This is a genomic window from Phenylobacterium sp. LjRoot225, assembly GCF_964252855.1.
Taxonomy (GTDB): Bacteria; Pseudomonadota; Alphaproteobacteria; order Caulobacterales; family Caulobacteraceae; genus Phenylobacterium.
Window position 1 is genome coordinate 427448 of sequence record NZ_CAXUPL020000004.1, and the last position, 19352, is coordinate 446799.

The 19352-nt window shown below is 68.7% G+C and carries 18 protein-coding genes; 10 read left to right on the forward strand and 8 right to left on the reverse strand.

Annotated features, from left to right (window positions below; genetic code table 11):
- Positions 1–16: 16 nt before the first annotated feature.
- The 3 genes from ACSQ2B_RS22110 to ACSQ2B_RS22120 all read right to left on the reverse strand — a co-directional run bounded on the left by ACSQ2B_RS22110 (position 17) and on the right by ACSQ2B_RS22120 (position 2640).
- Positions 17–886 carry an SDR family NAD(P)-dependent oxidoreductase gene (locus tag ACSQ2B_RS22110; RefSeq protein ID WP_436053325.1) on the reverse strand — a complete coding sequence of 290 codons (870 nt, stop codon included), beginning with the start codon at positions 884–886 and terminating at the stop codon, positions 17–19.
- A gap of 43 nt (positions 887–929) precedes the next feature.
- Positions 930–1778, reverse strand: a complete 849-nt coding sequence (locus ACSQ2B_RS22115) for a TauD/TfdA dioxygenase family protein (protein ID WP_436053327.1) — start codon at positions 1776–1778, stop codon at positions 930–932.
- Between the two features lie 211 nt (positions 1779–1989).
- Complete coding sequence (locus ACSQ2B_RS22120) at positions 1990–2640, reverse strand: TetR/AcrR family transcriptional regulator (RefSeq protein ID WP_436053329.1); 651 nt, start codon at positions 2638–2640, stop codon at positions 1990–1992.
- A 313-nt stretch (positions 2641–2953) separates the two neighbouring features.
- Here ACSQ2B_RS22120 and ACSQ2B_RS22125 point away from each other — a divergent pair, with 313 nt between their 5' ends.
- The 4 genes from ACSQ2B_RS22125 (at position 2954) to ACSQ2B_RS22140 (ending at position 8910) form a co-directional block, all read left to right on the forward strand.
- Entirely contained in the window at positions 2954–4144 is a 1191-nt protein-coding gene (locus ACSQ2B_RS22125; protein ID WP_436053330.1) for an FAS1-like dehydratase domain-containing protein, read from the forward strand.
- 28 nt (positions 4145–4172) lie between these two features.
- On the forward strand, positions 4173–5909 hold the full coding sequence (locus tag ACSQ2B_RS22130) for a class I adenylate-forming enzyme family protein (protein WP_436053332.1): 1737 nt from the start codon (positions 4173–4175) through the stop codon (positions 5907–5909).
- A 16-nt stretch (positions 5910–5925) separates the two neighbouring features.
- A complete protein-coding gene (locus ACSQ2B_RS22135; protein WP_436053334.1) occupies positions 5926–6447 on the forward strand; it encodes a nuclear transport factor 2 family protein in 522 nt (173 codons plus the stop codon).
- Between the two features lie 933 nt (positions 6448–7380).
- Complete coding sequence (locus tag ACSQ2B_RS22140; RefSeq protein WP_436053335.1) at positions 7381–8910, forward strand: UdgX family uracil-DNA binding protein; 1530 nt, start codon at positions 7381–7383, stop codon at positions 8908–8910.
- Between the two features lie 18 nt (positions 8911–8928).
- On the opposite strand, the gene ACSQ2B_RS22145 is transcribed toward ACSQ2B_RS22140, so the two are convergent.
- Positions 8929–10104, reverse strand: a complete 1176-nt coding sequence (locus tag ACSQ2B_RS22145; protein WP_436053336.1) for a vWA domain-containing protein — start codon at positions 10102–10104, stop codon at positions 8929–8931.
- 235 nt (positions 10105–10339) lie between these two features.
- Between ACSQ2B_RS22145 and ACSQ2B_RS22150 the strand changes: the two genes are divergently transcribed.
- Positions 10340–11512, forward strand: a complete 1173-nt coding sequence (locus ACSQ2B_RS22150) for a calcium-binding protein (RefSeq protein WP_436053337.1) — start codon at positions 10340–10342, stop codon at positions 11510–11512.
- A gap of 13 nt (positions 11513–11525) precedes the next feature.
- On the opposite strand, the gene ACSQ2B_RS22155 is transcribed toward ACSQ2B_RS22150, so the two are convergent.
- Positions 11526–11960, reverse strand: a complete 435-nt coding sequence (locus ACSQ2B_RS22155) for a nuclear transport factor 2 family protein (RefSeq protein ID WP_436053339.1) — start codon at positions 11958–11960, stop codon at positions 11526–11528.
- Positions 11961–12094: 134 nt separating this feature from the next.
- On the opposite strand from ACSQ2B_RS22155, the gene ACSQ2B_RS22160 reads away from it, so the two are divergent.
- Together ACSQ2B_RS22160 and ACSQ2B_RS22165 are read left to right on the forward strand one after the other, a co-directional pair.
- Positions 12095–13129 carry a zinc-dependent alcohol dehydrogenase gene (locus ACSQ2B_RS22160; RefSeq protein ID WP_436053340.1) on the forward strand — a complete coding sequence of 345 codons (1035 nt, stop codon included), beginning with the start codon at positions 12095–12097 and terminating at the stop codon, positions 13127–13129.
- The gene (locus ACSQ2B_RS22165; RefSeq protein WP_436053341.1) at positions 13122–14207 is read left to right on the forward strand and encodes a phosphotransferase; all 1086 of its coding nucleotides are present in this window, start codon (positions 13122–13124) and stop codon (positions 14205–14207) included. Before ACSQ2B_RS22160 ends, ACSQ2B_RS22165 begins: the two co-directional genes overlap by 8 nt.
- Positions 14208–14477: 270 nt before the next feature.
- Here ACSQ2B_RS22165 and ACSQ2B_RS22170 read toward each other — a convergent pair whose 3' ends face one another.
- Positions 14478–14969, reverse strand: coding sequence for a recombinase family protein (locus tag ACSQ2B_RS22170; protein WP_436053342.1), 492 nt, complete (start codon positions 14967–14969; stop codon positions 14478–14480).
- A 150-nt stretch (positions 14970–15119) separates the two neighbouring features.
- A complete protein-coding gene (locus ACSQ2B_RS22175; protein WP_436053344.1) occupies positions 15120–15662 on the reverse strand; it encodes an N-acetyltransferase family protein in 543 nt (180 codons plus the stop codon).
- A gap of 31 nt (positions 15663–15693) precedes the next feature.
- Between ACSQ2B_RS22175 and ACSQ2B_RS22180 the strand changes: the two genes are divergently transcribed.
- Together ACSQ2B_RS22180 and ACSQ2B_RS22185 are read left to right on the forward strand one after the other, a co-directional pair.
- Positions 15694–16620: a histone deacetylase family protein gene (locus ACSQ2B_RS22180; RefSeq protein WP_436053345.1), complete on the forward strand. Its 927-nt coding sequence runs from the start codon at positions 15694–15696 to the stop codon at positions 16618–16620.
- Between the two features lie 47 nt (positions 16621–16667).
- Positions 16668–17291 carry a histidine phosphatase family protein gene (locus tag ACSQ2B_RS22185; protein ID WP_436053346.1) on the forward strand — a complete coding sequence of 208 codons (624 nt, stop codon included), beginning with the start codon at positions 16668–16670 and terminating at the stop codon, positions 17289–17291.
- 10 nt (positions 17292–17301) lie between these two features.
- Here the strand turns inward: ACSQ2B_RS22185 and ACSQ2B_RS22190 are convergent, their stop codons facing one another.
- On the reverse strand, positions 17302–18255 hold the full coding sequence (locus ACSQ2B_RS22190; RefSeq protein ID WP_436053347.1) for a DUF5996 family protein: 954 nt from the start codon (positions 18253–18255) through the stop codon (positions 17302–17304).
- A 170-nt stretch (positions 18256–18425) separates the two neighbouring features.
- On the opposite strand from ACSQ2B_RS22190, the gene ACSQ2B_RS22195 reads away from it, so the two are divergent.
- A complete protein-coding gene (locus tag ACSQ2B_RS22195) occupies positions 18426–19343 on the forward strand; it encodes an alpha/beta fold hydrolase (RefSeq protein ID WP_436053349.1) in 918 nt (305 codons plus the stop codon).
- The last annotated feature ends 9 nt before the right edge of the window (positions 19344–19352 follow it).

The window sequence follows — 19352 nt, forward strand, 5'->3', positions numbered from 1 at the left end:
TCGCGGCGCGCGGGCGTCACTTGACCTTGTACGGATACTGCTCGCGCGGCGCGCAGTGGTGCAGCTCGCGCACCGAGGGCGGATATTTGCCGCCGATGTCGGTGACGCCGTATTTCACACCCATCTCCGCGCCGATCACCGTCTGGCCGCTCAGCGCCATCAGAGCGGGATCTTTGTAGAGCGCCCAGATGACGTGTCCGGTGAACTCCGGGGACTCGAGCGTGCCTGCGAGGTGCTCGAAGTGCTCGGGCGCCGAGGCCATCAGGTTGAGGAGCCGCTCCGTGGCCAGCGATCCCATCCAGATCGACACGGCGGCGACATCCACCCCGGCGTCCTTGAAGTCGACCGCCATGTCGGCGGCCATCTTGTCGACGCCAGCCTTGTGCGCCCCATAGGCGGGGCCGAAGCAGTAATGCACTGCGCCCGGAGCCGAGGTGAAGACGATCAGACCCTTGCCCTGCCTGACCATCATCGGCGCGGCGCGCCAGCTCGCGTCGAAGCCGCTTTTCACGCCGACATTGATCATCTCGCCGATCTCGCGCGGCTTTTCCCAGAAGGCGCCTGGGGCCGGCAGCATGTCGTGAATGGCGCAGGCGTTGTTGACCAGGATGTCCAGCCGGCCCTGCTCGCGCGCGACCTGCTCGAAGAGGGCGGCCACCTGCCCGTCGTCGCTGTGATCGACGCGGACGGGAACGCCTTTGCCCCCGGCCTTGGTCACCTCCTCGGCCGTGGCGTAGATCGTCCCGGAGACGCTCGCGTCACCTTCCTTCTGTGAGCGGCCTGTGACGTAGACGGTGCAGCCATGGCTGCCCAAGGCGACGGCGATGCCGCGCCCCGCACCGCGGCTGGCGCCGGTGACGATGGCCACGGGTCGAAGGTCGGTCATTGCGATCTGTCCTGGGTCAGGAGCTCGAACTCCGCAGCCGCCATCAGGCGAACGCCTCCTCGCCTTCCAGCTTGGTCCGGTGCATCAGCCGGCCGCTGTCATGGTCGTAGGGCAGGGCGCGGTGCATGGTGCCGGTGTTGTCCCAGATCACCATGTCGCCCAGCTTCCAGGTATGGCGGTAGACGAACTGCGGCTGGGTCGCCCAGGTGCGCAGCCGTACGAGCAGCGCCTCGCTCTCAGCGATGTCCATCCCGACCACCTGCAGGGCGGTCGCGCCCAGGACCAGCGACTTGCGGCCCGAGCCGTGTTTCCAGACCAGCGGCAGGGTGTTGCGGCCGCGGGCCATCCACTGCTGGAGCAATTCGTAGCTGGGCTCCGGATGCCAGTAGAGCTGCGAGCGCCACATGGCGTGGACGACCTGCAGGCCCTCGAGCGTCTTCTTCTCGTCCTCGGGCAGGTCGTCCCAGGCCGCATAGGTGTTGCAGAACTCCGTCTCGCCGCCGGTGGGCGCAAGGCGGCGACCCGACATGATCGACGCCAGGATCGGCTTTTCCGACATCGTGCCGTCGATGTGCCAGAAGAAGGCGCCCTTCAGATAGCTGGCGATCGGGTTGATCCGCTCGTCCATGGTGATCGGATAGACGCTGTCCTTGCCGGCCAGTCCCTCGCCTTCCTCATGTGCGAAGGTCCCCAGGGTGTGGGTGAAGGCGATCTGCTCCTCATCCGTCAGACTGATCTCGGGAAACACGATCACGCCGCGTTGCTCCAGGATCTCGCGGATCTCTTTCGCCTTGGCTCCGCCGAGCAGCGTGGCCTTGTCCGCCTCGATCCGACACCCGATCCTGGGCGTGACATCGGTCACTTCGAAGCGTGCATGCGTCGAAACTGTCATCCCTGATCCTCCTGCATTTTGCTCCGGCGGGCGGCGGAGCCGTCGCGCACTCGGGGGCGGCCGCGTTCGCCGGCGGGCCGCCACCTCGTCATTTCCAGGCGGGAGAGCTCTCGTCAACAAATTTCTACCACCTGGTAGAAGTGGCCCCAGCCAAGGGGTCGAGCTGTCGCGTTTACGCAATGCTGCAGGCGTGCCCTGATGGGAGGACCGTTCAGCGGGTGGCGTCGACCGCCACGAGAGGCTCGACCGGATCGGCGACGTCGCGACCATCTCCGAACCGCCGCAGTGCGGCTTCAATGAGGGCCTCCACCTCTTCATGTCCCGCGGCGACGCCGATGTTCGAGTCCTGAACGAGGAGGCGAGCCATGGCGCTCATCAGGATCGTGAGCAATTGCGGCGACAGGCGCGGCTCGATCCCGCGAGCTTTCAGGTGCTTCCCCAGCGCCTCGGCCTGAAGCGCGCGCACCGATTCTGCGTTCTCGGCGATGGCCGCGCGGACCGCTTCGTTGTGGTTGGCCAAAGCCAGGAACTCGAGCGTGAGCTTCGTCGAGCCCGCGTCGCTCATGACCTGCCAGAGCCCGCGAAGCGGCTGATCTGAACCCAGGGCTTCGACGAGGCGCGTGCGATGCGAGTCCGCCACGCGCCGGAACAACGCAAGAAAGAGATCGTCCTGCGTGCCGAAATAATAAAAGACCGCCGGGTGCTTGAGCCCCACCTTGCTCGCGATGCGACGGGCCGTCGCCGCGGCGTAGCCTTCCTCACGCATCAATACCTCGGCGGCGTCCAACAATGCTGTTTGGACGTCGAGCCCTGGAGAATCGCGGCGTTTCCTGGAGACCCGGGCCTTCTCGCCGACCGCCATTTGTAACTCTCTCGCGTGACAGCCGAACCAGCCGGCCCGCGACCGATCTACCGCCGTCCCCCGGATCGCGCGAGGCTCTTCGCGTTTGCTGCGACAGCCGCCGGGGGCGCCGCCTCGCCCACCCCGTCGCCGCCGGTCGTCTTCTGCCGACGGGATTTCGCCTTCTATCGAGATCGGCGACGGGGCTGGCGGCAATAGATTTCCCATGCGCCGGCGCCGCCCCTGAGGCGGCCTGCCGCCTTGCGGCCTGGGGCTCGAGCCCGGGATCGCCGGGTCGCTTATGGCGCGCGGTGTCGTTTGAAGGTGATGAAGAATGTCCCAGCAAGCTCAGTCTAGCGAACCGACCCTCGACCTGACCGACGTCGACAAGTGGATCGGCAAGCCGGTGGTCTTCGCCGAGTTCTGGGATCCGTGCAGCGCCACCGACATCCGCCGCTGGGTGCAGGCGCTCGACTACGCCAACCCCATCCACTGGGACGAGGAGTTCGCCAGGGCCTCGAAGTTCGGCGGCATCGTCGCCCCGCAGTCCTTCACCGTCGCCATGGACTACGGTCACGGCTGCCACCCGGCCTGCGTCGGCAATGTGCCGGGCACCCACCTGATCTTCGCCGGCGAGGAATGGTGGTTCTACGGGACCCCGGTGCGGCCGGGCGACAAGCTGGTCCAGGAGCGCCGCTTCGACGGCTACAGCGTCTCCGACACCGCCTTCGCCGGACCGACCATGTTCACCCGCGGCGACACCGTCCATCGCAACCAGAACGGCGCCCTGGTCGCCAAGGAGCGCGCCACCGCGATCCGCTACCTGGTCGAGGAGGCCAACAAGCGCGGGGTCTACGGCAAGGAGAAGCGCCCGCCCAAGAAGTGGACCCAGGAGGAGCTTGCCGAGATCTACAAGCTCCGCCACGACTGGATCCTGTCCAACCGCGAGGGCAGGTCGCCCAGCTTCGCCGAGGTCAAGGTCGGCGACAAACTGCCCCGGCGCGTGGTCGGGCCGCACTCAGTCGTCAGCTTCGCCAACGAATGCCGGGCGCATAAGCAGAACATCTGGGGGACCTGGCGGTGGAATCCGCCGGAGGGCTATGTCGATCCGGCCAAGGAAGACGCCGGCTTCGGCAAGGACATGACCTACGACTTCGAGGCCCGGAAGATCGATCCGCGGATGGGCGACGGCCTCTATCACGGCCCGTCGAGCGGCCACATCAACCCGGACAAGGCCGAGAAGGTCGGCATGGGCGGCGCCTATGGCTACGGCGCCTCGATGAACGCCTGGTTCCTCGACACCATCGCCTACTGGGCCGGCCACGACGGCTATGTCTGGCATTCGAAGACCCAGTTCCGGAGCCCCGCCTTCGAGGGCGACGTCACCTATATCGACGGCGAGGTCGTCGAGAAGATCGAGGCCTCGCCCTATGGCTTCCCGGTGGTCCAGGTCGCGGTGAAGATGACCACCCAGAACGGCGACACCATCCTCACCGGCAAGGCCGAAGTTCAGCTGCCCTATTGAGCTGACCGACGGAAGGAGGGCGCGCGGCATGGCCATCGCGGCGGCGACACTGGAACAGCTCTCGATCGTCCACGGCCCCAAGCTCGGCGAGGAGCCGGGCCTCGGGTCGCTGACGATCGCGGGCTATGCGCGCGAGGTGACGCGCCGCTTCGCCGAGCGCGAGGCCCTGGTCATGCACGGCCCGGACGGCCGCGTGTCCTGGACCTACGCCGAGCTCTGGGCGCGCTCCGTCGAGGTGGCCAAGGCGCTGATCGCCGCCGGCGCCGGCAAGGACGCCCGCATCGGCGTGCTGATGACCAACCGGCCGGAATATATCTCCGCCGTGTTCGGCGTCGCGCTGGCGGGCGGGGTGACGGTCTCGCTCAGCACCTTCTCGACCCCGGCCGAGCTCGAACACCTGCTGCAGGCGGGCGACGTCGCCATCCTGCTCTACGACCGCCAGGTGCTGAAGAAGGACTTCGGGGCGATCCTCTGCAAGCTCGAGCCGCAGATCGCCGCCGCCGCGCCGGGCGCGCTCAGCTCGGCCAAATTCCCCTTCCTCGACCGGGTGGTGGCCCTCGACGGCGTCGCCGCGCCGTTCGGCGAAGCGGCGCCCGACTGGGCCTGCGTCGAGCGCTGGACGGACTTCCTCGCCCTGGGCCGCGACGTCTCGCTCGAACGGGTCGAGGCGCGCGCCGCCTCGGTCAAGCCGTCCGATCTCGGCGCGGTCTTCTTCTCCTCCGGCACCACCAGCCTGCCGAAGGGCATCCTGCAGGCGCAACGCGCCTTCGCCATCCAGTGGTGGCGCTGGCGCAGGATCATGGACCTCGATCCGGTGGGCCATCCCGTGCGCTGCTGGACCGGCAACGGCTTCTTCTGGTCGGGCAACATCTCCCAGGTGCTTGGCTATGCGCTGACGACCGGCGGCGCCATAGTGCTGCAGCCGGTGTTCCAGGCCGAAGAGGCGTTGGAGCTGATCGAGACCGAGCGGGTGAGCTTCGCGATCGGCCGGCCGCACCAGTGGGCCAGGCTCGAGGCCTCCGAAAAGTGGCCAGGCGCCGATCTCTCCAGCCTGCACTATGTGACCTACGGCTCGAAGATCTACGACCATCCGACCGTTCAGACCGATTGGAAGATGTGCCCGGCCTTCGGCACGACCGAGACCCTGACCATCCTCACCGCGGTTCCGGCGAACACGCCGGAAAGCGTCTACCGTGGCAGCTACGGCCAGCCGCTGCCGGGCAACATCCTGAAGATCTTCGACCCCCTGACGGGCGAGGTGGTCCCGCGCGGCCAGCGCGGCGAGATCGCCATCAAGGGCCCGACGCTGATGCTGGGCTACATCGGCAAGGCGATCGAGGTGACCTTTGACGAGGACGGTTTCTTCTGCACCGGCGACGGCGGCTACGTGGACGACGAAGGCTATCTGTTCTGGGAGGGCCGTCTCACCGACATCATCAAGACCGGCGGCGCCAATGTCTCGCCGCTGGAGGTGGACGCGGTGCTGGCTGCGCTCGCCGGGGTGAAGCGCGCCCAGACGGTCGGCGTGCCGCACGACACCCTGGGAGAGCTGGTCGTCGCCTGCATCGTGCCGCACGAGGGGGTCACCCTCGAGGCCAAGGCGGTGCAGGATTTCGTCAAACAGCGGCTGGCGAGCTTCAAGACGCCGCGCGCCGTGCTCTTCTTCCGCGAGGACGAGTTCGCGGTGACCGGCAGCGAGAAGATCAAGACCGGCGTGCTCCGCGAGATCGCCGCCAAGCGGCTGGCGGGGCAGACGTTCGGCTGAATTCTGGAGGACGGACATGTCGGCTCAGGACGTCGCGTCGATCATCAAGACGCTGAACCTCTACGCGCTCGCGATGGACACCCAGCGTTGGGACCTGTTCGATCGGATCTTCACCGCCGACGTCGACGCCGACTATGCGGACCCCGCGCATTGGCGGGATCTGGAGAGCTTCAGGCGCGATTTCGCCGCCTATCACGCGCCCTTCGACAGCACCCAGCACGTGATGATGAACCACCTCGTCGAGGTCAGCGGCGACGTCGCCCGCGCCTTCGTCTACGGCAGCTGGCTGCTGATCAAGCGCGGGACCGAGGGCGGCGATTTCTGGCAGGGAACCGGCTGGTACGACGATGCGCTGGTCCGCGCCGACGGCGGCTGGAAGATCAAGCGGCGGGCCTGCCGCGTCGTCTGGCAGGGCGGCAATCCGCGGGTGAACGCGCCCGCCTCGCCCGACGTCAGCTTCGACACCGCCTCGAAAACGCTGCGCGAGGAAGCCGCGGCCGGACGCGTTGAATTCGTCAATGCGACCTGGCCGAAGTAGGGCGCTCGCTGCCTGAAGGATCCCCGGCCGGGCGCAGGCCCTTGTGGCAAGGACCGGAGTCCCCGAGCGCAATGCGATCGGGCGAAATCGCCTGGTTGTTGAATATAGCAATAAAATCAAATGTTTGATCGCGTTCTCACGCGCAAGACCGGTGTCCGCCTTTGCGCGCGGCGCTCCAGGCGCGTCCCGCGCACCTCCTTGAGGTGAGCGGGTTTTCAAGCACAATTTCCAATTGACACGGCGTCATGCGTAACCCAAGTTGGATATTGGCGTTTTTGTGTCTTAATCAAGGCGACAGAGAATACATCTAAGGCGGATTTCGTAAGAATAAGGCTGTTTATCATCAAAAAGGCGCCCGTTTCGAATGGGGCGCGACGGCCGACCCATCATTTTTCATAGACGCCCATGTGATCGTTGAGTCCGACCGCCTAGCCCGGGCGAAACGGGCGCGACGGTTGGAAACTATTCAACCCTTGTCGGAGGCCTGAACTTCGGATGAGCCTGCAAGATAACCTCAATTTCCCATATCTGTCGTCCCCGCCGCGGCCAGCTGCAGAACGACGTCTGGACAGCCATTGGCGCGATCGACGCCTGCGCCTTTCACGCCCTGGGCGGCTTCGATTCCAGCTGTTCCAGCGCTTGCGGGGAGGATGGAGAGCTTGGCGTCAGGTTCCCGGCAGCCAGCTTTGAACGACTGACGGACGGGCTCGGCGGCGCCGAGAAACGACCCGCCACGCCGTCATAGACGAGGACCCGCGCCGCGCCCTCCGGATTACGGATGGACGGAACAAAACATGAACATTAGAATGGCCGGATGGCGGTTCTGGACCTCAAGCGCAAGCTGGCCATCGTCACGGCCGATTGGACGCCGGACGCGCTGACCGATCGGCGCGAGCGGCTCGCGCCGCGGCCGGAACAGCTGAGCCGCTTCTGATGCAGGTCGTCCGTCTCGCCTCGGAAACCGATTTCGACGGCTGGCGGCAGGCCGCGCGCGACCTGCGGGCGAGGGGGGTGGCGCCGGGCGAGGCGCTGTGGACGGTGGAGGGGGATCTGTTTGCAGGTTCCGCGCCAAACGCCCCCTCAGTCAGCTTCGCTGACAGCTCCCCCGCAAGCGGTGGAGCATCTACGGCCCAGATCCTCCACCGCGTAGCGGGGGAGGTGTCGGCGAAGCCGACGGAGGGGGCGTTCGGCGCCGCCTTCTGCGTTCCGCGCGAGTTCCTGGAGCTGGCCGAGGCGGTGGTGCTGCATCGTTCCGACGAGCGGTTCGAGCTGCTCTATCGCCTGCTCTGGCGGTTGTCGGCCGAACCCCATCTCCTGCGCCTCGCCCCGGACCCCGACGTGGCCAAGGCGCGCAGCTTCGCCCGGCAGGTGGAGCAGGCGGTCCAAAAAATGAAGGCCTTCGTCCGCTTCCGGCAGGTCGAGGACGTCGACGGCCAGGCGGCCTATGTCGCCTGGTTCGAGCCGGCCCACCGGGTGGCCGAATGGACGGCGCCCTTCTTCGCCCGGCGCTTCGCCAACATGCGCTTCTCGATCCTGACGCCGGACGTCTGCGTCCACTGGGACATGAGGGCGCTGGCGTTCACGCCGGGCGCCGATCCCGCCGACGTCCCCGGCGAGGACGCCTTGGAGGACTATTGGCGCACCTGCTACGCCGCGATCTTCAACCCGGCGCGGCTCAATCCGCAAATGATGCGTCGCGGGACACCCCAGCGCTATTGGCGGAACCCGCCCGAGGCCCGGCTCATTCCGGAGCTGATCGCCCGCGCCGAAGCCCAGGTCGAAGAGATGGTCCGCCAGGCCCCGACCGAACCCAGCCGCCGCGTCGTGCGCGCAGCCCAGCGCGCCAGCCGCGACGCGCCCTACGACGGCCAGGCGCCGACCAGCCTGGAGGAGATCGCCGCGGGGGTTCAGCTCTGCCGGCGCTGCGACCTCTGGCGCGACGCGACCCAGGGCGTGGCGGGCGAGGGGCCGAAGGTCGCCCGGCTGATGTTCGTCGGCGAACAGCCCGGCGACCAGGAGGACCTGGCCGGCCATCCCTTCGTCGGGCCCGCGGGCCAGGTGCTGGACCAGGCGCTGGCCGCGGCCGCCGTGCCGCGGGCCGAGACCTACGTCACCAACGCCGTGAAGCACTTCAAGCACGAGCTGCGCGGCAAGCGGCGGCTGCACAAGACGCCGGATGCGGGAGAGGTGACGGCCTGCCGCTGGTGGCTGGACGCCGAGCGGCGGATCGTGCGGCCGCGGGTGGTCGTAGCCCTTGGCGCCACCGCGGCGATGGCGGTGTTCGGCCGGCCGACCCCGATCGCCAAGATGCGGCAGCACGCCATCCAGCTCGCCGACCAGGCGCAGGGCGTGGTGACCTACCATCCCTCCTACCTACTGCGCCTGCCGGACGCCGCCGCCAAGGCCAAGGCCTACGAGATGTTCGTCGAGGACCTGAAGTTCGCCTGGGCGCTCGCAGCCTAAGGGCCGCCTAGGCCCCGCTCAGCGGGCCAGCTCCTTCATCGCCCGGTCGAGGCCGTCCAGCGTCATCGGGAACATCCGGCCGCCGACCATCTGGCGGATCAGGGCGGTGGAGGGCGAGTGGTCCCACTGCCGCTCGGGCGTGGGGTTCAGCCAGATGATGTGCTCGTAGATGTCGGCGACCCGCTGCAGCCAGACCGCGCCCGCCTCCTCGTTCCAGTGCTCCACCGAGCCGCCCGAATGGGTGATCTCGTAGGGGCTCATGGCGGCGTCGCCGACGAAGATGATCTTGTAGTCGTGCGGGAACTTGTGGAGCACGTCCCAGGTCGGGATCTTCTCCGCCTGGCGGCGGCGGTTGTCCTTCCAGACCGCCTCGTAGAGGCAGTTGTGGAAGTAGTAGAACTCCATGTTCTTGAACTCGGCGCGGGCCGCCGAGAACAGCTCCTCGCAGACCTTGATGTGGCCGTCCATCGAGCCGCCGATGTCGAGGAACAGGAGCACGCTGACCTTGTTGCGCCGCTCCGGGCGCAGCTGGATGTCGAGATAGCCCTTCTCCGCCGTGCCGCGGATGGTGCCGGCCATGTCCAGTTCGTCGGCGGAGCCTTCGCGCACCCAGCGGCGCAGGCGGCGCAGCGCGACCTTGATGTTGCGGGTGCCGAGCTCGACGGAGTCGTCGAGGTTCTTGTACTCGCGCTTGTCCCAGACCTTCACGGCGCGGCCGTGGCGGCCCTTCTCCTGGCCGATGCGGACGCCTTCGGGATTGTAGCCGTGGGCGCCGAAGGGCGAGGTCCCGCCGGTGCCGATCCACTTGTTGCCGCCCTCGTGGCGCTTCTGCTGCTCCTTGAGTCGCTCGGCCAGGGTCTCCATCAGCTTCTCGAAGCCGCCGAGGGCTTCGATCTGCGCCTTCTCTTCCTCGGTGAGGAACTTCTCCGAAATCTTCCGCAGCCATTCGGTCGGGATGTCGGCGACATGGTCGTCGTCGAGCCGCTCGAGGCCCTTGAAGACGTGGCCGAAGACCCGGTCGAACTTGTCGAGGTTCTTCTCGTCCTTCACCAGGGCGGCGCGCGACAGATAGTAAAAGTTGTCGACCCGCCGATCGATCACCGCCTTGTCGAGTCCCTCCATCAGCATGAGGTACTCTTTGAGCGTCACCGGGACCTTGGCTTCGCGGAGCTCGGTGAAGAAGCGCATGAACATCGGGGCGGGGCGGTCCTCTGCTGGCGCGCGCGGCTGCGAGCGAACGTCCGTTTGACGTCGACGATGGAGGCGCCGGACGGCGATGTCCAGGGCGAGTCCCAGGCGCGACGTGCGCGCCCCGCGTCCGGGCGGGGCCAAAATGAAACCTGACTGAAACAGGCGCGACCTTCGTCAGATACCGTCGGTCCTCATCTTCCTCGCCAACAGAGACGGCGCTCAGGCGAAGGACGAGACCATGCCCAACTTCATCATCGGCACGAACAACCCAGACCAACTCTACGGCACGGCCGCCGAAGATTTCATCTTCGGCGGCGCCGGCGACGACGACCTCAACGGCGGCGCGGGCATGGACCACCTGTGGGGCGAGGCTGGCCGCGACCTGCTGGACGGCGGCGCGGGACAGGACCTGCTGGCCGGCGGTGCGGGTGATGACGCCTATGTCGTCGACCAGGTGGACGACGTTGTCCTGGAGGGCGCGAACGACGGCCACGACCTGGTGATGTCTCGGACGTCGGCCTTCACCCTCACCGCTAACGTCGAGGACCTGACCTACATCGGGAGCGGGAACTTCACCGGCGCCGGCAACGCCCTGGGCAATGTGGTCGTCGGCGGGATCGGCGCCGACAAGCTGAACGGTCTGGACGGCAATGACACCCTGTGGGGCGGCGCCGGCGCCGACACGATGGACGGCGGCACGGGAAACGACACGGCCTGGAGCGGCGACGGCGTGGACTACTTCTTCGGCCGTGAGGGCGCCGACTTCGGCTCCGGCGGCGCCGGCAATGACCTTCTGCTCGGCGGCGACGGCGCCGACCGGCTGCATGGCGATGCGGGCGACGACCGGCTCTGGGGCGACGCGGGCGACGACGCTTTGAATGGCCACGCCGGCGCCGACCAGCTGTTCGGCGGCCTCGGCCAGGACGTGATGAATGGCGGCGACGGCAATGACATCCAGTACGGCGACGTGGGCGATGACCGGATGTGGGGCGAGGCGGACAATGACCTGCTGAGCGGCGACGCCGGCGCCGATCTGCTCGACGGCGGGACCGGCGACGACACCCTGACCGGCGGGGCCGGCCGTGACCAGCTGACCGGCGGCGCGGGCGCCGACAGGTTTGCCTTCGGCGCGGTCGGCGACTCGCCCGCCCTGATCGGCGACACCATCCTGGATTTCCAGAAGGGTATCGACCGGATCGACCTGTCGGGGATCGATGCAAAGACCTACGTCGCCGGCGACCAGGCGTTCACCTTCGTCGGGACCGCGTCACTTGCCGGCGGGCGCGTCCAGACGGTTGAGCTCGGCGGCGGCACCTACGTAAACGCCGACGTGGACGGCAACGGGATCGCCGACTTCCAGGTGTTCGTGAAGGGCGTCACCGGCCTGACGTCAGGCGACTTCCTGCTCTAGGACGCGCGATCGGTCAGTGCGCGCCGGCGATCAGGCTCGTCGGCGCCACCCAGAGGGTGCGGGGGCGGCGATAGGCGATCAGCCATTCGTCGCCCGAGGCGACCAGGCGGTCATCATAATAGCCGCTATGGTCCACGCCCACGGCGCTGATCACCAGCCAGTAGGTCCTGACGGTCGCCGAGCGGTCGGAGGTCAGGTCGATCCGGCAGGTCGTCAGATGATGGCTGACGTAGCCGGGCTTGCCGCCGCCGGGCTGCGGGATGACCGAGGGCGCTGACATCCATTGGCGGATGGCGTCGCGCCCGACCAGGCGCCCCCCGAGATCGAGCACGCCATCCTCAGTGAAGCAACTGGCGTAGGCCTCCGCCTTGCGGGCGTCGCCGGCCTGGGTGCAGGCCGCAAGCGTCTTGGCGATGGCCGCCCTGGCGAGTTGCTCCATCTCGGTCATCTCCACCTCCAACGCATCCGTCCCGCCGTCATACTAGCGGGTCGCAGCTGGCGGCCGGAAGGCGCTGGACGCCCGCCCGACGGCGCGGCAGGTTCCGCGGAGGGCGCGTAAGATCGCCGGCAGGAGGAAAACCCATGCGCGCGGCGGTGTTCCACGGCGCAGGTCGCATCACCATCGAGGAGGTCCCGGACCCGGCGCCCGCCCCCGATGGGTTGGTGGTCAAGGTCGCGCGCTGCGGCGTCTGCGGCGGCGACGTCTCGATGACCTCCGGCAGCGCCTTCGACTATCCGCTGGGCCAGCACATCGGCCACGAGTGCGCGGGCGAGGTGGTGGCGGTCGGACGCGACGCGCACGGCTTCAAGGTCGGCGACCGCGTGGCCTGCATGCCGGCCTCCGGCTGCGGCGCCTGCGATATCTGCCGTGACGGCCGGCCGATCCTCTGTCGCGCGGTGAGAGGCCACGGCGGCGGCTTCGCCGACTACATGACGCCGACGATCCACGGCGCGGTCCGCCTGCCGGACAGTCTCAGCCTCGCCGACGGCGCCCTGGTCGAGCCGATGGCCTGCGGCCTGCACGCCCTCCGCCAGGCTGGGATGGGCCAGGCCGGGATGCGCGGCGGCGAGCGGATCCTGGTGCTGGGCGCCGGCGCCATGGCCCTGGCGATGACCTTCTGGGCGCGGCGGCTGGGCGCCGGCAGGATCGTCGTGGCCTCGCGGTCGGACCACCGGCGCGAGGTCGCTCTCGCCATGGGGGCGGACGCGGTCGTGAGTTTCGACGAGGACGATCCCGACGCCCTGCTCCAGGCGCTTGGCGGCCCGCCCGACATCGTCGCCGAATGCGTCGGCAAGCCCGGCCTGCTGAACCGCGCCATCGCCCAGGCGCGGGTCGGCGGGACGGTGATCGCCATGGGCATGTGCGCCAGCCAGGAGCCGGTGATCCCCGCCGGCTGCACCTTCAAGGAGGTCCGGCTGTTCTTTCCGCTGGCCTATTCGCTGGCCGAATTCGAAGAGACCGCCAGGGCCTTCGACGACGCCGATGTCCGGCCGGAGATCATGATCAGCGAGGTGATCGCCCTGGAAGAGGTTCCCGCCACCATCGAGAGCCTGCGCGCCGGCAAGCGGGCGCTGAAGATCCAGGTGGATCCGACGCTGGAGCCGGCCCGTGGCTAATCGCCAGGCCCTGCCCCTGCCGCTGACGCTTGAGGAGATCGACCGCGACTGGCTGACCGCCGCCCTCAGGACGCGCGCGCCCGGCGTCTGCGTCGAGGCCTTCGAGATCGTCGACGTGAAGCGCGGCACCTGCACCAAGGTGCGGCTGAGGCTGGAAATGGACGCGGCGGGGCGCAGCGCCGGCATCCCGCCGACCGTCATCCTCAAAGGCGGCTTCGAGCCGCACAGCCGCGAGATGCACTTCATGCATGAGACCGAGGTCCGCGGGTATCGCGACCTCTTTCCGGTCCTGAAGCTGCCGAGCCCCGCCTGCTATTTCGCCGACTATGACGCCCAGCGCCGCCAGGGCGTGATCCTCATGGAGGATCTGGTGGCGCGCGGCGTGGCCTTCTGCAATCCGCTGCGGCCGGAGCGCTTCGAGGCCGTGGCCCGTCGCCTGAGGGTGCTGGCCCGGTTCCACGCGAAGACCTGGAACAGCCCGGAGTTCGCGCCCGGCGGGCGCTGGGATTGGGTCGCCGAGTTGATGCCCGCCAACCGGGCCTATGCCAGCCAGTACCTCGAGCCCGACACCTGGCGGCGGTTCATCGACTCCCCGCGCGGGGCGGCCGCCTCGGTGCGTTTCCACGATCCGGCCTGGATGACGCACGCCCTGGACCGGCTGGTGCTGTTGTCCGGGCGTCGGCCCAGCTGCATCCAGCACGGCGACACCCACCTGGGGAACCTCTACGTCGATACGGACGGAACGCCCGGCTTCTTCGATTCCCTGCCGCACCGGGGCCCGGCGGCGGGGGAGGTCAGCTACCACATCGCCTGCGCCCTGGACCCGGCCGATCGGCGGCGATGGGAGGGCCCGCTGGTCGCCCTCTATCTGGACGAGCTGGCGCGCAACGGCGTCGAGCCTCCGGACTTCGACGAGGTGATGAGCGACTACGGCGCCTGCCTGGCGCGGGCCTACTTCACCTTTGTGGTCAACGACGCCGTCTTCCAGTCCGAGGCGGTCAACACCGCCTACGTCGCGCGGATCAGCGCCGCCATGTTGGACCACGACGCCATCGGGTTGTTGGACGCGATCAGCTGAGGCGCCCGGTCATCCCCGCGAAAGCGCTAGGGTATGCACACATATGCGCCGGAGCCGATACAAGGCCGCAACGCCCCCTCAGTCGCTTCGCGACAGCTCCCCCGCAAGCGGTGGAGCATCTTCGGCCCAGATCCTCCACCGCGCAGCGGGGGAGGTGGCTCGCGCAGCGAGACGGAGGGGGCGTTGCGGCCTTGCGGTGGCCTATGCAGCTTCCAGCGAAGATGTGTGCGTCCCGTAGCGCTTTCGCGGGGATGACCGGATAAGCCGCCCCTAAGCCTCGACGGACTTCAGCTTGCGCCAGACGGTCATCCGCGAGACCCCGAGCCGGCGGGCGATCTCCACCGGTCCGACGCCGGCGCGCTGCAGCTCGAGGATCTCGTCGGCGGCGGGGCGGCGGCGGCGGGGCGCGGTGTGCGGTTCGATCGAGGCGACCGCTTCCAGCGCCGCGCGCAGGGCGCGGCCGCCCAGGCCCTCGCTCGTCAGCTCCGGTTCGGCGACCACCAGAACCGCGCCGCGTTGCTGCAGCCGGTCGAGGACGTCGAGCACGGCCCGCGCCGAATCGCCGAGGTTGTTAAGGCGGGTGACGACCAGCTGGTCGCCGGCGCCGACGAAGTCGAGGATGGACAGCAGGACGGCGGACTCGTCGCCGCCGGTCATTTGCGGTTCTTCGGCGCGGACCACATGGCATCCAAGCGTCTTCAACGCCGACGTTTCGACCGCCGAGTCTTGATCCCGCAACCGAACGTAGCCGATCCTTAACATCCTCGCCCGAGTCCCTCCGCTAGCACCCTCTGTATAACAGCAAAATGTGGCGCGCGCGCGTAGGAGCACATAGGCGACAGGTTAAATCGGTGCAATATTTCTTCGGTGAACGCCCATAACTTAGGCGAATTCGTGTGCCCGACAGCGAAACTACGGCGCCTCATTAGAAAAACTCTCCGCGTTCCGCCTCAAGATGAATTCCCTGTCAACCGTCTCGCCGACGCGAAAACCGTACTCTCCGACCCTTAAGAAACCGCGCCGCCCGTAGAACCGCTGGGCGCCCAGATTCTCCGACCAGACGCCGATCCAGACCGTCCGCGGCCCGTCCGTCTGAAGCCAGGAGAGCGCGGTCTCGAACAGCCGGCCGCCCAGGCCGCCGCCCTGCGCCCGCCCCAGCAGGTAGATCCGCTTCAGCTCGCCGTCGTCGGGCGAGACGTCCGGATGCGGCAGGTCGCAAGGCCCGGCCAGCGCATAGCCGATCGCTTCGCCGGCCGCCTCCGCCAGCCAGACCGCCTTGCGCGGGTCGGCGAGGTCGGCCCGCAGGCGCGCCAGGCGGTGGGCCTCGGCCAGGAAGTCCGCCAGATCCTGCGGCGGATAGAGGTGGCCGAAGGTCTCGGTGAAGGTGGCGACGCCGATGGCCGCCAGCGCCTCGGCGTCGGCCGGGGTCGCCCGGCGCAGGATAGTTTCTTGCAATGCTTCGGCTTCGGTCTGAGATAGTGAGCTTATGGATGTCGCGCTCTACACCCACGCGGACATGTTCGACCACCGTCCTGGCGAGTGGCATCCGGAGCGGCCGGAGCGGTTGCGCGCGGTCGTCGACGCCCTGGGCGACGCGGCCGATCTCAGTCTCGCGCCGGCCGACGCGCCGCTCGCCGAACGCGCCGACCTGGAGCTGGTCCATCCCCACGCCCATGTCGAGCGCCTGCTGAACCTGTCGCCCGGCCGCGACCTCATCCAGCTCGATCCCGACACCTTCGTCTCGGCCGGCAGCCTCTCGGCGGCGCGGCGCGCGGCCGGGGCCGTGGTCGAGGCTGTGCGCGCGACGGCGCGCGGCGAGACCGAACGGTCGTTCTGCGCCGTGCGGCCGCCGGGCCACCACGCCGAACCGGCGACGACGATGGGCTTCTGCATCTTCTCCAACGTGGCGATCGCCGCGCGCGCGGCGCAGGCGGCGGGCTTTCGCAAGGTGGCGGTGGTCGACTTCGACATCCACCACGGCAATGGCACCGAGGCGGTGTTCCGCGGCCATCCCGACCTCATGCTGGCCTCGATCCAGCAGTTCCCGATGTGGCCGGGCAGCGGCCAGCCGAGCGCTGCGGATCCGCCCAACATCGTCAACGCCGTGGTCGCGCCCGGGGCGCCGGCCGAGCGCTGGCGCCGGACCTTCGAGAGCCTGCTGCCGCAGGTCGACGCCTTTGCGCCGGACCTGATCCTGATCTCCGCCGGCTTCGACGCCCACCGCCGTGACCCGATCGGCGACGGCGGCCAGAGCCTGGAGGCGGAGGACTTCGCCTGGGCGACCCGCGCCATTCTCGAAGTCGCCCGCGCCCGCGCCAGGGGCCGGGTTGTGTCCTCGCTCGAGGGCGGTTACGACCTGGAAGCTCTGGGCCAGTCGGCGCTTGCGCACGTCAGGGCTCTTGCAGAGGGGTGAGGGAACGCGGCATGGGGCGCTCGTCGGCGTCGGGCCGTCCTGATGGAATGACCAACGCTTTGACCGCCGAGGTTCCCGCCGCGCCCGCCACGTCCCGTTCGGGCGCCATCGTCCTGGCGCGCCACGGCGAGCCGGCGCTGTCGCGCAAGGTGAAGCTGAACGCGCGCGAATACCGCGACTTCTGGGCCCGCTACGAGGTGCTGGGCCTGCTGCCCGGCCAGAGCCCGCCGGCGATGCTGACGACCTTTGTCGAACAGTCTGGAGTCCTGGTCTCGTCCACCCGGCTGCGCTCGATCGAAAGCGCCGAGAAGCTGGCGCTGGGCCGCGCCTTCGCCCGCGAAGCGGTGCTGATCGAAGCGCCGCTGCCGCCGCCCAACTGGCCCGCCTGGATCCGCCTGTCGCCCTCGATCTGGGGCTTCCTCGCCCGCTTCTGGTGGTGGTTCTTCAACCATCATGACGGCCAGGAGACCCGCGGCCAGGCTGAGGGCCGCGCCGACGAGGCCGCCGCCATGCTCGAACGTCTCGCCGCGACCGGCGAGGACGTGGTGGTGCTGGCCCACGGCTTTTTCAACTTCATGATCGGCCGCGCCCTGAAGCGTCGCGGCTGGAAGCTCGCGCACAGCCAAGGCTGGAAATACTGGTCCATGCGCCGCTTCGTGCGCGCAGGCTGAACACGTCCCGTCAGCCGACGATCAAGCGCGGGTGGCCGATCGCGCCTTCCTCGCACTCCAGCGCGTCACGGTCCCAGCCGGCGGCGTCGGCGGCGGCCTCGTAGGCGCTTTGCAGGAAGGCGAGCAGAGCCGCGTCGGGATCGGCGGCGGTCCGGACCGCCTCGTAAGGCAGGAGGAATTCGCCGAGCCGCTCGTCGAAGCGCGCCGCCTCAGGCGCGACCCTGGCCCCGGAGAAACCGTCCGGCGTCGGATAGGCGTAGGAATAGAAGCACGGTCCGTCCTTGGCGTTGTCGCCGGGCCAGAAGCCCGCGCTCGAGACCTCATGCGAATAGGCCTCCCGGGTCACGGCGTCCGGAAGATGCGGGATCCCGCCGGGATGCAACGGCGCCCTGCGTCCGGAAAACCGCGTCACCGCGAGGTCTGCGCCGCCCCAGAAGAGATGCACCGGGCTGCATTTGCCGAGGAACCGGGTCCGGAACCGGTGGAAGACGCGGTCGACCTGGATAAGGGCGCGCCAAAAGTCCGTCGCCATGGCGGAGTCATAGGGGCGAGACGCGAGGTCTTCGGCGAACGGCGTGGCGTCGGGCAGTTCGTTCGGCGTCGCAACGATCCGGGTGGGCGCGCCCAGCGCGGCGAGCGCCTCCATCACCTCGGCGTAGAAGGCCGCGATGCTGCCCGCGGCCAGCGGGACGCGCCGTTCGCCGCCCTCGCTGGACCGGACGGCCAGGACATGAGCGCGCAGGTCGAACTCCAGCTCGAGGCTGGTCCTCGGGTCGGGGATCAGCGAGGTCGTGAATCCGCGCGCCGAGACGTAGAAGACGGCGTGCCAGCCGTGGTTGAGCCACGGGGTTCGCGCGAGCCGCACCTTTCCGACGATCTGCATCCAGAGCTGCAGGGTGTCGGCGGTGGGACGTAGGGCGGCGTAAGGAAGTTCCGGCCAGGTCTGCGGGGCGAGTGACGTCATGGTGCGGGCGCCTCCTGGGCTGCGACCTTGCGCCCTTGCGAAGGCCGATGCGAGCGCAGCAGCATGCCGGCGCTTCGCCTCCCGGCGTTTCCTGGACTCCGCCCGCAGATCAGAGTTGTGTGCCTTTGGCGGCATGGCCTCTGCGTTGCGCCCTGCCCTGGGAGACGGCCATGCTCCGCCTTGTCTGCGCTCTGTTCGCCGCCCTGGTCCTGGCCGCGCCGGCGCTGGCCCAGATGACGCCCTTTCCGCCGGATTTCCGCGTCCGGGAGATCACGACCAATGGGGCGACGATCCACGTGCGGGTCGGCGGGCGCGGTCCGGCGGTCGTGCTGCTGCACGGCTACGCCGACACCGGGGACATGTGGGCGCCGATGGCGGCCGACCTGGCGCGCGACCACACCGTCATCGTCCCGGATCTGCGCGGGCTCGGCCTTTCCTCCAAGCCGGCCGGCGGGTTCGACAAGAAGACCCAGGCCGGCGACGTCGCCGGCGTGATGGACGCCCTGGGGGTCCGCCGCGCCGATCTCGTCACCCACGACATCGGCAATATGGTGGGCTTCGCCTTCGCCGCCCTGCACCCCGACCGCGTGACCCGCTGGGTGGTGATCGACGCCCCCGTGCCGGGCGTCGGCCCCTGGGAGGAGATCCTCAAGAACCCGCTGCTCTGGCATTTTCGCTTCGGCGGGCCGGACATGGAGCGGCTGGTGGCCGGGCGCGAGCGCATCTATCTCGACCGCTTCTGGAACGAGTTCGCCGCCGATCCGCGCCGGATCACCGAGGCGACCCGCCAGCACTATGCGGCGCTCTACGCCCTGCCGGGGGCCATGCATTCCGGCTTCGCCCAGTTCGCCGCCTTCGACCAGGACGCGATCGACAACCGGGCCTTCCTGACGAAGGGCAAGCTCACCATGCCGGTGCTGGCCCTGGGCGGGGAGAAGTCCTTCGGCCTGACCATGGGGAAGATCATGGAGTTCGCGGCCGTCGACGTGCACGCCGGCGTCGTGCCGGATTCGGGTCATTGGGTGATGGAGGAGAATCCGCAGGCGACGACCGCCCTGGTGCGCGCCTTTTTGGACTCAAGGCCATAACGTCGGCCT